Source organism: Actinocorallia populi (assembly GCF_002995495.1).
Taxonomy (GTDB): Bacteria; Actinomycetota; Actinomycetes; order Streptosporangiales; family Streptosporangiaceae; genus Actinocorallia; species Actinocorallia populi.
In genome coordinates, this window is record NZ_PVZV01000002.1 from 700,135 (window position 1) to 713,712 (window position 13,578).

General features: G+C 71.3%; 17 protein-coding genes. 10 read left to right on the top strand and 7 right to left on the bottom strand.

Annotated features, from left to right (window positions below; translation table 11 throughout):
- Window positions 1-9: 9 nt before the first annotated feature.
- Window positions 10-462: a hypothetical protein gene (locus C2865_RS10235; protein WP_106398113.1), complete on the bottom strand. Its 453-nt coding sequence runs from the start codon at window positions 460-462 to the stop codon at window positions 10-12.
- A 231-nt stretch (window positions 463-693) separates the two neighbouring features.
- On the bottom strand, window positions 694-1,725 hold the full coding sequence (locus C2865_RS10240) for a hypothetical protein (RefSeq protein WP_106398114.1): 1,032 nt from the start codon (window positions 1,723-1,725) through the stop codon (window positions 694-696).
- Window positions 1,726-1,815: 90 nt separating this feature from the next.
- Between C2865_RS10240 and C2865_RS10245 the strand changes: the two genes are divergently transcribed.
- Window positions 1,816-2,694 carry a TIGR03619 family F420-dependent LLM class oxidoreductase gene (locus C2865_RS10245; RefSeq protein ID WP_106398115.1) on the top strand — a complete coding sequence of 293 codons (879 nt, stop codon included), beginning with the start codon at window positions 1,816-1,818 and terminating at the stop codon, window positions 2,692-2,694.
- On the opposite strand, the gene C2865_RS10250 is transcribed toward C2865_RS10245, so the two are convergent.
- On the bottom strand, window positions 2,681-3,313 hold the full coding sequence (locus C2865_RS10250) for a PaaI family thioesterase (protein WP_106398116.1): 633 nt from the start codon (window positions 3,311-3,313) through the stop codon (window positions 2,681-2,683). The genes C2865_RS10245 and C2865_RS10250 overlap by 14 nt on opposite strands.
- A 160-nt stretch (window positions 3,314-3,473) precedes the next feature.
- On the opposite strand from C2865_RS10250, the gene C2865_RS10255 reads away from it, so the two are divergent.
- Window positions 3,474-3,941 (top strand): CBS domain-containing protein, encoded by a 468-nt coding sequence (locus tag C2865_RS10255; protein ID WP_106398117.1) that lies wholly within the window; start codon window positions 3,474-3,476, stop codon window positions 3,939-3,941.
- 58 nt (window positions 3,942-3,999) lie between these two features.
- Here the strand turns inward: C2865_RS10255 and C2865_RS10260 are convergent, their stop codons facing one another.
- The gene (locus C2865_RS10260) at window positions 4,000-4,575 is read right to left on the bottom strand and encodes a TetR/AcrR family transcriptional regulator (RefSeq protein ID WP_106398671.1); all 576 of its coding nucleotides are present in this window, start codon (window positions 4,573-4,575) and stop codon (window positions 4,000-4,002) included.
- 69 nt (window positions 4,576-4,644) lie between these two features.
- Here C2865_RS10260 and C2865_RS10265 point away from each other — a divergent pair, with 69 nt between their 5' ends.
- The gene (locus C2865_RS10265; protein WP_198653143.1) at window positions 4,645-6,042 is read left to right on the top strand and encodes an amidase; all 1,398 of its coding nucleotides are present in this window, start codon (window positions 4,645-4,647) and stop codon (window positions 6,040-6,042) included.
- Here the strand turns inward: C2865_RS10265 and C2865_RS10270 are convergent.
- The gene (locus C2865_RS10270) at window positions 5,978-6,697 is read right to left on the bottom strand and encodes an endonuclease V (protein ID WP_106398118.1); all 720 of its coding nucleotides are present in this window, start codon (window positions 6,695-6,697) and stop codon (window positions 5,978-5,980) included. The two genes, C2865_RS10265 and C2865_RS10270, sit on opposite strands and share 65 nt — an antisense overlap.
- Window positions 6,698-6,784: 87 nt before the next feature.
- On the opposite strand from C2865_RS10270, the gene C2865_RS10275 reads away from it, so the two are divergent.
- Window positions 6,785-7,108, top strand: a complete 324-nt coding sequence (locus C2865_RS10275) for an SCO4225 family membrane protein (protein ID WP_106398119.1) — start codon at window positions 6,785-6,787, stop codon at window positions 7,106-7,108.
- Here the strand turns inward: C2865_RS10275 and C2865_RS10280 are convergent.
- Together C2865_RS10280 and C2865_RS10285 are read right to left on the bottom strand one after the other, a co-directional pair.
- A complete protein-coding gene (locus C2865_RS10280; protein ID WP_106398120.1) occupies window positions 7,048-7,809 on the bottom strand; it encodes a glucose 1-dehydrogenase in 762 nt (253 codons plus the stop codon). The genes C2865_RS10275 and C2865_RS10280 overlap by 61 nt on opposite strands.
- 308 nt (window positions 7,810-8,117) lie before the next feature.
- Window positions 8,118-9,287, bottom strand: a complete 1,170-nt coding sequence (locus C2865_RS10285; RefSeq protein ID WP_106398121.1) for a serine hydrolase domain-containing protein — start codon at window positions 9,285-9,287, stop codon at window positions 8,118-8,120.
- Window positions 9,288-9,562: 275 nt separating this feature from the next.
- On the opposite strand from C2865_RS10285, the gene C2865_RS10290 reads away from it, so the two are divergent.
- From C2865_RS10290 to C2865_RS10315, 6 genes are all read left to right on the top strand, one after another.
- Window positions 9,563-10,153 carry a hypothetical protein gene (locus C2865_RS10290; protein WP_106398122.1) on the top strand — a complete coding sequence of 197 codons (591 nt, stop codon included), beginning with the start codon at window positions 9,563-9,565 and terminating at the stop codon, window positions 10,151-10,153.
- Between the two features lie 80 nt (window positions 10,154-10,233).
- Complete coding sequence (locus C2865_RS10295; protein ID WP_106398123.1) at window positions 10,234-10,833, top strand: hypothetical protein; 600 nt, start codon at window positions 10,234-10,236, stop codon at window positions 10,831-10,833.
- Window positions 10,834-10,935: 102 nt separating this feature from the next.
- Window positions 10,936-11,511, top strand: a complete 576-nt coding sequence (locus tag C2865_RS10300; protein WP_106398124.1) for a hypothetical protein — start codon at window positions 10,936-10,938, stop codon at window positions 11,509-11,511.
- Window positions 11,512-11,659: 148 nt separating this feature from the next.
- Window positions 11,660-12,229: a hypothetical protein gene (locus C2865_RS10305; protein ID WP_157963650.1), complete on the top strand. Its 570-nt coding sequence runs from the start codon at window positions 11,660-11,662 to the stop codon at window positions 12,227-12,229.
- A gap of 21 nt (window positions 12,230-12,250) precedes the next feature.
- Window positions 12,251-12,544 (top strand): Dabb family protein, encoded by a 294-nt coding sequence (locus C2865_RS10310; protein WP_106398126.1) that lies wholly within the window; start codon window positions 12,251-12,253, stop codon window positions 12,542-12,544.
- Between the two features lie 89 nt (window positions 12,545-12,633).
- Window positions 12,634-13,287: a TetR/AcrR family transcriptional regulator gene (locus tag C2865_RS10315; RefSeq protein ID WP_106398127.1), complete on the top strand. Its 654-nt coding sequence runs from the start codon at window positions 12,634-12,636 to the stop codon at window positions 13,285-13,287.
- Window positions 13,288-13,578 lie beyond the last annotated feature (291 nt).

The following is a 13,578-nucleotide window of genomic DNA, read 5'->3' on the forward strand; positions in this document are numbered from 1 at the left end:
GGCTATCCGTCAGGGGTGGTAGACCTGGTAAGCGAGGGTGATCTTTCCCCGCCCGTCGAAGCGCAGCCCCCACTGCGGGTTCATCTTCGGCTTGTCCACGGCCTTGCGCAGTCCCTTCAGACCGGTCTTACGCATGGCGATCCGACCCTGGGAGTCGGTGTGGAAGACGCAGATCGTCGCCTTCTTGGCGAAGGCACGCGTCCGCTTCTTCCCATAGGGCTTGTAGTAGCCGTCGTTGTACTCGGCCTTCTTGTACTTGGCCCAGCGCCCCGCGAGCGCGCCGTACGGCCGCTTCGCCGACACGGGACGCACGCCGCCGGGCTGGACGTCGATGACCTTCTGGAACTTCGGGGCCTTGACCTTCACGGAGCAGATCGTGCCCGCGGCCTCCGCGGGGGCGGACACGACCAGGGGGGCGAGCAGAACGGCCGAGGCGGCCAGAGGGATATGCATCTTCTTCATGGTTATCTACATCCTTTCCGGACCAAACTGTCAGGTCGTTCTCAACTGGTAAGCGAGGATGATCTTCCCCTTTTTGCTGGAGCGCAGACCCCGTTCGCGGCTCGGACGTCCGCGTCCTCGCCGAGCGCAGGGACCGCCGGGGTGCGGACGGGCACCCCGTCCGACGCACGGCCGGACGGGGTGGTTCGGTAAAGATCGTTTTCCCGGTGGCGGGTTCCGCCGGGCGCCCCCTCAGCCCCCGGGGGCGAGGTTGCGCACGATGGACTGCACCGTCACGCCGTTGTGGGTGGTGGTGAACCGGAACGGGGTGACCACGGCCACCTGCTTGAAGCCGATGTAGAACGGCGCCGCCGTCTGGCCTTCGGGGACGGTGACCCGGCCGCCGCCGGCGAGTTCGAGCAGGCCCGGCTGGTCGGACGTCACCTGCAGGGTGAGGCCGCCCTTGGGCGCGGGCAGGTTGATGTCGATGTGCGCCTCCAGCGTCCGGGCCTTGGAGGAGTCGACGAACTCGTCGAAGTGCAGGGTGAACTTCGTCGGCACGTGGACGACCTCGGCCTGGCCGGGGGTGAGGACGATGCCCCGGGCGAGGGTCTGCCCGTACCTGGCGGCGATCTTGATCTCCGTGTCGGCGGCGACGCCCTGGGTCAGGATCGCGAAGTGGGCGGCCTTGCGGCCCGCCGGGATCTTCACCTGGCCCTTGACCTGGGCCTTGGCGTTGCCGCTGGCCAGTGTGACGCGCACGCCCCCGGCGGGGGCCGCCTTGTTCAGCGCGACGGTGCCCCCGGTGGCGGTGCCGCCCTGGACGGCGTAGTCGTCGAGGGCGAGCCGGGTGAGGTAGTGGCGAGGGGTGAGCGTCAGCCTGCGCTTGACGACCTCGCCGCCCAGCCCGGCGGCGACCACGCCGGTGCCGACCCGGGCGATGCGGGCGGTCCTGATGGGGAAGCGCACGAGCTTCTTGCCCGCCGGGACCTTCACCGACTTCGGGACCTTGATGTATCGGGGGCTCTTGGCGGCGAGCCGCACCTTCACGCCGCCCATGGGCGCGGCGGAGGTGAGGGTGACGGTGCCGTGGGCCTTCTTTCCGCCGATCATCTTGCGCTTGGTGAGTTTCAGCCCGGCGAGCTCGGGCGCGGCCCTGAGATGGGCGATGTTCTGGATGGTGGCGGGGGCTCCGTCGATGCGGGTGATCGCGTGACCACCGGCGAGGGCGAGGGAGAGGGCGGCTGCGCCGCCGATGAGGGCTCGTTTGAGCTGGGGGGCCAACGGAAGGGCCTTCCGGACAAAGGGGGGTCGATGGTGCGGCCGTATGATTTCGGCTCGCCGGAACGGCGTCAAGATCGTTGGGAGGGCCTCATGCGGCTGGGGATCACGATGTTCGCCACCGACAGGACGGTGGCGGTGCACGAGCTGGCGGTCGCGGCGGAGGAGCGGGGCTTCTCCTCGCTCTACCTGCCCGAGCACACGCACATCCCGGTGTCGCGCCGGACGCCCGGACCGGCGACCAAGGAGGCGTCGGGGACGGGGGACGGGCGCCTGACGGGGACGTCGGGGGACACGACGCTGCCGGAGGAGTACGCGCGGACGCTGGACCCCCTGGTGGTGCTGGCGGCCGCGGCGGCGGTGACGAGCACGATCACGCTGGGGACGGGCGTCCTTCTGCCGGCCCAGCGCGAGCCGCTGGTGACGGCCAAGGCCGTGGCGTCGCTCCAGCATGTGGCGCGGGGCCGGTTCGCGCTGGGCGTGGGGTTCGGCTGGAACGTGGAGGAGGGCGCCGACCACGGGGTCGTGTGGCCGGAGCGGCGCGAGCGGGCGCGCGAGCACATCCTGGCCATGCGCGCGTTGTGGCGGGACGAGGTGGCCTCGTTCGACGGGGAGCACGTGGCGTTCGAGCCGAGCTGGGCGTGGCCCAAGGCGGAGGTGCCGGTGCTGCTCGGCGGGGCGGGCGGACCGAGGCTCTTCGAGGCGATCGCCGAGTACGGAGACGGCTGGCTGCCGATCGGCGGGGCGGGCATCCGCGAGGCGCGGCCCCGGCTGGAGGCGGCCTGCGAAAAGGCGGGACGGGACCCCTCGACGCTGTCCGTCATCCCGTTCGGCACCCTGCCCACCCACGCCAAACTGGAGTACTACCAAGCCCTGGGCATCGAAGAGGTCGTCCTGCGGGTGCGGGGCGGCACCCGGGACGAGGTGCTGCCCGTCCTGGACTCCTACCGGGAGTTCCTCACAGGGGCATGACGAACATCGCGGTGGCCTCGATCGTGGGCTTGCCGGCGGAGTTGAGGATCCGGCCGGCGGCGTGGGCCCTGCGGCCCTCCACGCGGTCGATCCGCGCCTCGGCGACGAGCGGCTCGCCGAGCATGGTGGGTCGGCGGTAGAGCAGTTCCAGGGAGGCGGTCAGGCCGGGGGTGCCGTTGCTGTCGGCGGCCATGCCGAGCAGCTGGTCCAGGATCATGGCGCTGACGCCGCCGTGGACCATGCCGGGAGGTCCCTCGTAGACGGAGTTGAGGGTGAACTCCGAGCGCACCGAGCCGTCCGGGAGGAACCGCACGTCGCAGGGCGGGGCGATGGGGTTGAGCGCGCCGTTGACGGGTCCGGCCAGCTGCCGCATGATGCCGCCGCCCTCGACGTCGACGACGGGCGGCGCGGTGCGGCGGACCGCGCCGAGCCGGGCGGTCAGCGCCTCCACCTGCGCGGTGACCTCGGCGAGCTCCTCCTCGGGCAGGTCGGTCAGGACGGCCGCCTCGTTCAGCTCCCGCACCCGGGCCGCGAGCCGCGACAGGTACTCGATCCGCCGCTCGCTCACCGGCTCGCGCGGCTGGACGGTGAAGATCGGGTGGGTACGGGTACCCGACATCGGCGCTCCTGGGATCTCCGGTGGTTTTAGAACATCATTCTAAAACCATGCGCCGCTACTTTTCGGACAAGGGTGGGGTTTGGGTGATTTGTGTGTTTTTGTAAAGATTCTCGGGGGTAGTGCTCTCCCTGCGTGTCACGACTGTTCTCGGGGGGAGACCATGACGACGAAGATGCAGGACCACGTCCGCGACCTGATGAGCACGGAGAGCTGCTGCACCATCCCGGCGCACGAGACGCTGGACCGGGCGGCCCAGCTCATGCGCGAGGAGGGGGTCGGCGCACTGCCGATCATCGGCTCGGACCAGCGGTTCGAGGGCATCATCACCGACCGCGACATCGTCGTGAAGTGCATCGCGGCAGGGCACGACCCGTCCCGGGTGACCGCGGGGGACCTCTCCTCCGGGCTGTACTCGGTCTCGCCGGACACCACCGTCCAGGAGGCGCTGGACGTGATGGAGAAGCACCAGGTCAAGCGCCTGCCGGTCATCAAGGACAACCGCATGGTCGGCATGATCAGCGAGGCAGACCTGGCGCGGAACCTGCCCGACGCCCAGCTCGCCGAGTTCGTCCATCGCGTCTACGCGCGGGCGGGCGGCAAGCGCGGGGCCGGCGGCGGGCCCGAATAGGAGCGGCGGCGAGGGCCGCGGGCCGGGTGCCCGCGGCCTTCCGCCTGTCCGGAAGGCCTCAGGCGGGCCGCGCGGCCTCGGCGAGGACGCCGGCGAGGACGGTGCGCAGGGCCTCGGCCGTGCCGGTGGCCGCGGAGTCGCCGGTGGCGAGACGGCGCACGGCCAGGCCGTACAGGAGGGTGACGACCGTGGGGGCGTGGCGTTCGGGCTCGGGGACGCCCAGTGCGGTGAGGATCGACGTCGCCAGGCGGTCGTAGGCGGCCAGGGAGCGCTCGGCCGCGGGCCGCAGCGCGGGGTCGCGGGCCGCCTGCAGGTGGAGTTCGAGGTTGGCTATCTGCTCGGGCTCGTTGGTGAAGGCGACGATGGCGCGCTCGGCCTCGTCGGCGGCCTGCCCGGGGGAGCGGACGTCGTCGGCCAGGGCGAGCGCGGTCCGGGTGATGCGGTCGAGCTCGCGGTCGACGAAGCGGTCGAGGCACTCGCGCAGCAGGTCCGTCTGCGAGCCGAAGTGGTAGGTCAGGGTGCCCAGGGAGACCCCGGCCGCGGCGGCGACGGCGCGGTTGCTGAGACCGCCGACGCCGCGCTCGCCGATGAGCCGCAGGGCGGCGTCGAGGATGCGCTCGCGTGCTTCGTTCATGAGGACCCGTCTTCCCAAGGAGGAGGTCTCCAGCCTATCGTTCGTTCGAACGAACGAGAGAGGGAGACGGTGGGCGGACTCGCGTACAAGGGACTGGCGGAGCAGGCGGAGCTGGCGGCGGCGGGGAAGGTGAGCGCCAAGGAGCTGGTCGAGGCCTCGCTCGCCCGGATCGACGAGGTGGACGGGAGGGTGGGCGCCTTCCGGGTCGTGCGGTACGAGGCGGCCCGCGCCGAGGCGGCCGAGGCCGACCGGCGGCTGGCGGCGGGGGAGCGGCTGCCGCTGCTGGGCGTGCCCGTCGCGGTCAAGGACGACACCGACGTGCGCGGCGAGACGACGCCGTTCGCGGTGCGGGGCGACCACGCGCCGGCGGCGCGGGACGCCGAGCAGGTGCGCAGGCTGCGCGAGGCCGGCGCGATCATCGTCGGCAAGACGCGCACGTGCGAGATCGGCCTGTGGCCGTTCAGCGAGTCGCCCGGCTACGGCGCCGCGCGCAACCCCTGGAAGCTCGGCTTCACCCCCGGCGGCTCGTCCGGCGGCTCGTCCGCGGCGGTCGCGGCGGGCATGGTCCCGGCGGCCGTCGGCTCCGACGGCGCCGGCTCCATCCGCATCCCCGCCGCCTGGACCAACCTCGTCGGCATCAAGCCCCAGCGCGGCCGCGTCTCGGGATACCCGCACACCGACCCGTTCAACGGACTGACGGTCTGGGGCCCGCTGGCCCGCACGGTCGAGGACGCCGCGCTGCTGCTGGACGTCCTCACCGGCAGCCACCCGCAGGACGTCCACCGGCTCGACCCGCCGCGCACCCCGTTCGCCGAGGCGGCCCGGCGGGACCCCGGAAGGCTGCGCGTCGCCGTCTCGTTCAAGACCGCCCTCGGCGTCCCCGGCAGGATCGATCCCGAGATCCGCCGGGCGGTCGAGCGCATGGCGCGGCTGCTCACCGACCTCGGCCACAAGGTGTTCCCCGCCGACCCCGACTACGGGCCCGTCGCGCTCGGCCTCGTCCCGCGCGGCACGTCGGGCGTCGCCGACTGGCTCGATTCCATCCCGGGCGCGCGGCCCGAGGCGCGCACCGAGGTGGAGGCGCGGATCGGCCGGACCGTGGGACGGCGGCTGCTGCCCCTGGCGCGGCGCATGGACCCCTACCTGCGCCGCCGCGCCGGATCCGTCTTCCGGTACGCCGACGTGGTGCTCACCCCGACCACCGCGCAGCATCCGTCGAAGGTCGGCGCGTTCGACGGCGCGGGCTACCAGCGGACGCAGTCGGGCGTCGCCGCGCTGTGCCCGCTGGCCTGGCCGTGGAACGTCCTGGGCTGGCCGGGCATGAGCGTGCCCGCGGGGTTCGGCCGCGACGGCCTGCCGATCGGCGCGCAGCTCCTGGGCCACGACGGCGAGGAGGCCGGGCTCATCTCCCTGGCGGCGCAGCTGCAGGAGGCGGAGCGCTGGCAGGACCGCTTCCCGGCGCTCTGAGCGCCTCGCGCGACAGGCGGTCGGCCTGCCGCGTCGTCTCGGGCAGCCGGTAGGACGGGCTGAGCGCCAGGACGTGGCGGGTCGCCGCCTCGAGGTCGGTGCGGTGGCCCACCGAGACGTAGACGGGCTTGACGCCCGTCTGCGTCCGCACGGTGCGCCCGACGACCTCGCCCTCGTGGACGAGGTCGGTGAAGGCGCCGCGCTCTCGTCCCGGCTCCACGTGCTCACCGACGAGGAACGTCTTGCCGACGCCCATCGCGGGCAGCCCGGTGAGCAGCCCCAGGTGGCAGGCGAGCCCGAACCTGCGGAAGTGGGCGCGCCCGTGGCCGTCGCAGACGAGCAGGTCCGGCACGGTGTCCAGCCTCCGCAGCGCCGACAGCAGGGCCGGCAGCTCCCGGAAGGCGAACAGCCCGGGGACGTAGGGGAAGGACGGCCGCTCGACGGCGACGGCGGTCTCGACGGGCCGCAGCGTCGCGGCGTCCAGGACGACGACCGCCGCGGCCACCCGGTCGTCGGCGTAGGCGACGTCGAGGCCCGCGACGGTGCGGACCGCGGCGGGCCCCGGCTCCTGCCGGACCAGCCCGCGCAGCCGCTCCTGCAGGGCCTGGGCCTCCTGCTCGGAGGAGGGCCAGGGGTGCAGGTCCTTGATGTCCATGGGAGGGAGGGTAACCGAGTACTCGGATCACGAAATCTGAGTACTTTGACGGATGCCGCAGGGGCGCCCGGCTGGTTGCCTCGGACCATGGTCAAGCTCGCCACACCCGCCGCGCTCCTGTACGCGGCGCTGATCCTCGGCCTGGCCCACCGGCTGCACCAGGCGCCCGGCGCGGACCCCGGCCTGGAGGGCATCTGGCTGCTGCTCGCGAGCCTCCCGGCCGGGCTCCTGCCATTGATGCTCCCGCTTCCGGAGAGCCGCGACGTCTTCCTGCTCGCCATGACCTCGGCCGGCCTGTTCCAGGCGCTGCTGGTCTGGCTGGCAGGGAGGGTCTTCGACAGCCCGCTGCTTCAGAAGCCAGGCCCGGTGATCATGCCGCCGTCGACCAGGATCTCGCTGCCCGAGCAGTAGGACGAGTCGTCGCTCGCCAGGAAGACCATCAGACCCGACACCTCGTGCGTCTTGCCCAGCCGCCCCAGCGGCAGCGCCTTCATGAAGGCGTCGGCGCTGTCCGCGCTGCGCTCGACGACCTCGGGGTCCAGGGACATCGCGGTGAAGATCCCGCCCGGGTGGACGCTGTTGACGCGGATGCCGTACGGGCCGAGTTCGCGCGCCGCGGACTTGGTGACGCCGCGGATGCCGAACTTCCCGGCGCTGTAGGCGGAGAACCCGGCGGCCGAGACGAAGCCCTCGGTCGAGCTGACGTTGATGATGGAGCCGCCGCCCGCCGCCTTCATGGCCGGGATGACCGACTTGATGCCCAGCCACTGGCCGGTCAGGTTGACGTTGACGGTGGCCTGGAACTCGGCCACCTCCATGTCCTCGATGTTCTTCACGCGGATGACGCCCGCGTTGTTGACCAGCACGTCCAGCCTGCCGAAGGAGTCCACGGCCAGCCGCACCGCGGCCTGCCAGTCCTCGGGCCGCGTCACGTCCATCCGGACGAACAACGCCTCGCCGTCGAACTCGCCGGCCAGCTTCGCGCCCTCCTCCTCCAGCAGGTCGCCGAAGACGACCCGCGCCCCCTCGGCGACGAACCGCCGGACGTGGGCCTTGCCCATGCCGCGTGCGCCGCCGGTGATGAGGGCGACCTTCCCGTCAAGCTGACCCATGAGCTGCTCCCAGTGACCGTTGGTGGCCGTCGGCCGACCGCCCCTCGGGGGAGGGGCGCGCGAGAGGTGCGCCGGATGTCACCTTCCGGACAGGCATCCGGAGGGCGCGGGCGCGCGTCCTCTCCACTGAACGGGAGGCGTGACCGGCGCGGTTCGCCTCCCCCTCCACGAGGGCCGCGCGGCCGTCGTCCCGCTGGTTTTCGAAGCCGTCCAGCGGGGAGCGGCCGCGCGGCTCGCGTCTTCGGCTCCCGGCGTCCATCGCCGCCCAAACTAACGTGCGCTTGGTTGGTGGGACAAGGGCGCGGGGGTCAGGCCGCGGCCGCGTAGGCCGCCTTGACCAGTTCGTAGGAGCGCCGGTCCCCGGCCATGCCGCCGCCCATCTGGTTGGGGATGAAAGCCACGGCCAGCCCCTTCTCCGGGTCGCCGAGCCCGATGCCGCCGCCCGCCCCCGTGTGGCCGAACGCGGTGCTCCTGCCCGCGGAGGGCGTCATGAACGTCATGGCGGGACGCATGAAGCCGAGCCCGAAGGCGCTCTCCACGAGCAGGACCTTGTCCGCGCCGCGCACCCGTTCCCGGACGCCCTCCGCCAGCGTCTCCTTCCGCAGGATCCGCCCGCCGATCAGCGCGTCGTAGAAGGCGGCCAGGTCGCGGGCGGTGGCGACCATGCCCGCCGCGGGCCAGCCGCCCCGCAGCACGACCGGCTTGTTGTAGGAGGCGGACGGGTTGTGCAGGGCGCGGTTGAGCAGGGACTCCGGATCGAGGTAGGCCTCGGCCAGGCGGGTCAGGAGGTCGGCCCCCGAGTGCTCGCCGGCCTGCGGGTCGGCGGCCCCGGCCGGGGGGCGGCCCGTCGCGGAGAGCCTCGCGGCCCTGGCCATGACCTCCGGCGGGGTGCCGATCCACAGCCCGGGGGTGAACTCGCGCCGGACGAACTCCCCGACCGGCATCCCCGCCGTGCGCCGCACGATCTCCCCGGCCAGCCAGCCGTAGGTGAGCGCGTGGTAGCCGTGCCCGTCGTCCGGCGCCCACTCCGGCGCCTGGCCCGCCAGCAGGCCGGCCATCGCGGCGGGGTCGGCCGCCTCCTCGGCGCTGACCGGCCGGTCGAAGGCGGGCAGCCCCGCCCGGTGGGTGAGCAGGTGCTCGCCGGTGACGCCCTCCTTGCCGTGCGCGCCGAACTCCGGCCACCAGTCGGTCACCGGGCGGTCCAGCGCCACCTCGCCGCGTTCGGCCAGCAGCAGCGCGGCGGCGGCGGTCACGGCCTTGGTGCACGAGAAGGCCAGGCAGGGGGTGTCGTGCTCCCAGGCGCGGCCGGTCCGCGCGTCGGCGATCCCGCCCCACAGGTCGACGACCGGCCGCCCGCCGGCGAACACCGCGACGCTCGCGCCGAGGTTGCGGCCCTGGGCGAACTGCGCCTCGAAGGCCTCGCGGACGCCGCGGAACGCCGGATCGCAGTGCCCCTGCACTACCTGGTCAGATCCCATCATTCCTCCACAAAGCACCAGAAACCCATAGGAAAGATCGGTCACATCATGGCAGCCGCCGGACTCCCGGAGGGCTCCGGGGAGGGGATGGTCCATCAATGATGTGCATGGATGGTAATGGTGGTGCTATTTCCCTTGCATCCGCAATTTTCGTTATTAATGGGAATAGATCCGGGCGGTGACGGCGGGGATACCTTAAAAACAACTGGAGATTCCACCCGGCTCTGCAGCCTTTCCTTGTAATTTGGTCGACCAATCAACCCAGGAGGTCGACAGTGTTCGTCAATTACGCCCGTTTCACGGTGGCCGCGGTCCTGACCGCGGGAGCGGTCGCCGCCCTTCCCGGTTCCGCCGCCGCCGCACCCGGCAGAGGCTCCTGCCTGATGGGGAACTGGACGCTGACCAAGTACGTGATGACCATGAAGGGCAAGGACGTCTCACTCCACACCACCGGCGGCCAGGGCACCCGGCTGCGCGTGGGCAAGAACGGCGCCGTCTACGACTTCAACCGCTCCAAGCCGGCCATCACCAAGGGCACCCGCTCCGGCGAGGAGGTCGGGCTGTGGTCCAGCTACCGGGGCAGGCTGTCGCTGAAGTCGAAGTTCCGGGGCGCGCGCTCGGGCGTGCTGACCACCAGGCCCGGCAGCGCGCGCGGCGACGCCAACGGACTGCTCGGCCAGCTCAAGCCGGAGAAGAAGCTGCTCGCCAAGTACAGCATCGTGGAGACCTACCGCCGCGGGGAATGGGTGGCGCTCATCCCGCACCGCGCGGACTTCCGCTGCAACGGGCGCACCCTGCTGCTGCAGGCCAAGAAGCGCGACTTCTTCGGCACCAGCACGGTGAAGATCGAGTACCGGCGCGCCTGACCGGTCCGGGGCGGCGGCGGCACCCGCCGCCGCCCCGCCCTCTTGTACTTTTGTCGATCATCCCTGCACGGAGGTCGACCTTGTTCGCTGCATCCCCCCGCACGTCGTCCGCCGCTCTGGCACCCGTCGCCCTCGCGGCCGCGCTGGCCGCCGCGGTCCTCGCGCTCCCCGCCTCCGCCTCCGCCGCGGCCAAGCCCTGCCTGCTCGGCAAGTGGAAGCTCACCAAGTACACCCTCGACGCCAAGGGGCCCGGGTTGAGCACCAAGGCCCGGGGCGGCCAGGGCATCGGCCTGACGGTCGCGAAGAAGTCCGTGACCTACGACTTCAACGGTTCCAGGCCGCTCGCCGTCAAGGGCATCTCGGACGGTGAGAAGTACGACATGAAGACGACCTACAGCAAGCGCCTGATGCTGGAGTCCACCCTGAAGGGAGCCAGGAAGGGCTCCCTCGCGCTCAAGCCCAAGAGCGCCAAGGGCGGCGCCAGGGCCGCCATCTCCAGGAACGGCGCCTTCGTCATGAGCTACAGCCTCGTGCAGAACGTGTACCGAGAGGGAAGCTGGGAGCCCGTCGCCCCGCTCCGCAGCTCCTACACGTGCAATGCCAAGACCGTCACGTTCCGGACCACGAGCACGGACGACAGCGGCACCGGCACGATCGTGACGACCTACCGGCGCCGCTGAGATCGGGCGCTCCGCGCGCCCGGCGGGGACAGGACAACGGTCCCGTCCCTGTTCGTTCCGCTTCCTGTACTTTTGTCGATCATTCCGGTATGGAGGTCGACTTTGTTCGCAGTATCCACCCGGGCGGCGCTGGCCGCCGCCCTGGCGGCCGGCGCCGCCCTCGCCCTTCCCGCGGCGGCCTCGGCGGCGCCCGCGAAGCCCTGCGCCGTGGGCAAGTGGAAGCTCGCCCAGTACAAGATGGGCCAGCGGGACGAGGGGTACACGGCCAGCGCCAAGGGCGGTGAGGGCATCCGGCTGACGGTCGCCAAGAAGTCCGTCCGCTACGACTTCAACGGCTCCAAGAGGGTCGTCACCAAGGGCAGCGTCGCGGGCGACGCCTACGACCTGGTGAGCGTCTACCGCGGGACCCTCAAGGCGAAGTCCGTCCTGACGGGCGGCAGGAAGGGCTCCCTGTCCCTCAAGGCGCGGAGCGCCACCGGCGACGCCAAGGTGAGCGACACCAACATGGGGGTTCCGCTGGGCTCCTACAGCCTCGTCAAGAACTACCGCAAGGCCGAGACGGATCCGCTCGTCCCGGTCTACGCCGACTTCACCTGCACCGCCAAGACCCTCAAGCTCACGATGGAGGCCGACGGCGCCGGCACCATCGACGTGGCGCTGGTCTACCGGCGCGTCTGATCCTCCCGGCGGGGGTCGGGCGGGGGCGCGGACGCCGCCACCCGCGCCCCCGCCGGGCGGCACGCTGGAATTCTCCTGAAATCCGATGTTCCTTCACGGATGGCGGATACGTTTGACGATCATCCGCCGCTCCACGGAGGAGGTCGACTTGCCCGCCACCCCGGCCCGCCTGCTGCCGGCCGCCGCGCTGGCCGCGGGAGCCGTTCTGGCCCTGTCCGCCCCGGCCTCGGCCAAGGCCTGCGTCACCGACGACTGGAAACTCACCCGGTACCGGATGGCGGCCGCCGGCCAGGACGTCCGGATCAGCGCCAAGGGGGGCGAGGGCACCCGCCTCTCTATCACGAAGAAGACGCTCTCCTACGATTTCACCAAGGCCCGGGAGGTCGTCGCCGAGGGAAATGACAACGGCGACGAATACACCCTGACCAGCGTCTACAAGAAGAAGCTCCACTTCAAGTCGTCCCTGAAGGGCGGTAGGAAGGGAACCTTGTCGATCAAACGCGGGTCGGCGACCGGCGACGCCACCGTGAAATCCCTTTTCAACACGATCTCGTTGCGCACGGTCAAGCTCGCCAGGCACTACCGCAACGGCAACGTGGACCCGCTCGTCCCCGCCCGCCCCGCCTTCGCCTGCTCGGGCAGGACCCTGAAGCTCACCGCCGTCCTGTCCGACCCCGCGGCCCCCGCCACCGTCACCGCGACCTACCGCCGCATCTGACCCGCGTCCTAGGCTGGATGCATGATCAGACACGTGGTGATGTTCACCTGGAAGCCCGAGGCCACCCAGGAGCAGAAGGCGGCGGTGCCGGCGGGCCTGGCGGAGCTGCCGGACCGGATTCCGCAGATCAGGCGCTACGAGTACGGGGCGGGCATCAATCCGGGGAACCAGGACTTCGTGCTGGTGGCGGACTTCGCCGACCATGACGACTTCGTCACATACCGCGACCACCCCGCGCACCGGGAGTTCATCGACAGGTGCGTCACGCCGATCGCCGCGAGCCTGGCCAGAGTGCAGTACCGGCTGCCCGGTTAATCGTTTGTAACAAGCGCTTGCTCATAATTTGACGAGATGACAACCTGGGTGACTGAGCAAGCGGTTGGGCGGGGGCGCATAATAAAGGGGTGACTACCACGACGAACAGCGGACGGGCCAGGGCCCGCGAGGGCGGCCGACGCCGCGCCAGGGGCGCCTCGGGCCCGGCTTCCGAACGCCGCGACCATCTGGTCAGGCTGGCGGCGGAACTGTTCGCCAAGAAGGGGTTCCAGGCCACCACCGTCCGCGAGATCGCCGACGAGGCCGGAATCCTGTCCGGCAGCCTCTACCACCACTTCGACTCCAAGGAGTCGATCGTGGACGAGATCCTGTCGAACTTCTTCACCGAACTGATGGCCGCCAACCGCGCGGCGATCGAGGAGGACGGCGGCCCCGAGAAGGTGCTCGCCGCCCTGGTGCGCATCGCCTTCGGCACCCTGGAGCCGCACCGCGCGGCCATCACGGTGCTGCAGAACGACTGGAACTACCTCAAGGGCCTCGAGCGCTTCGACTACCTCTTCAAGGCCGAGGAGGACGTCGAGGAGATGTGGGTCACGGCCATCCGGAACGGCCAGACCGCCGGCCTCTTCCGGGCCGACCTGCATCCCCGGCTCACCTACCGGATGATCCGCGACACGATCTGGGTCGCCGTCCGCTGGTTCCACACCGACGGCGGCTTCGACGCCGAGACGCTGACCGACCACTACGTCGGCGTCCTGCTCGACGGCATCCACATCCACTAGGGGCCCGCGCACGCCGACGCGTGCCGGAGCACCCTCCTCGCCGACCGGCCCGGGTACCGTGCCGGTCGGCGAGGCATGCCCGCCGTTCTTTTTCGTCCGGGGTGTCGTGCCCCGGTTTGCCGCGTTCCAACTCCGGCGTTCCGACGCTGCCGGACGGGAGGGGGCGCGATCCCTCCCGCCCGGCAGCGGGTCCGGAGCCGGGAGCCCGGATGGGGGGAGTGCTCCCGGCGGCATGTCAGGAAAGCTAACCCGAAAAACTTTCACACGCAAGCGCTTGCTTGGTCTCTTTTC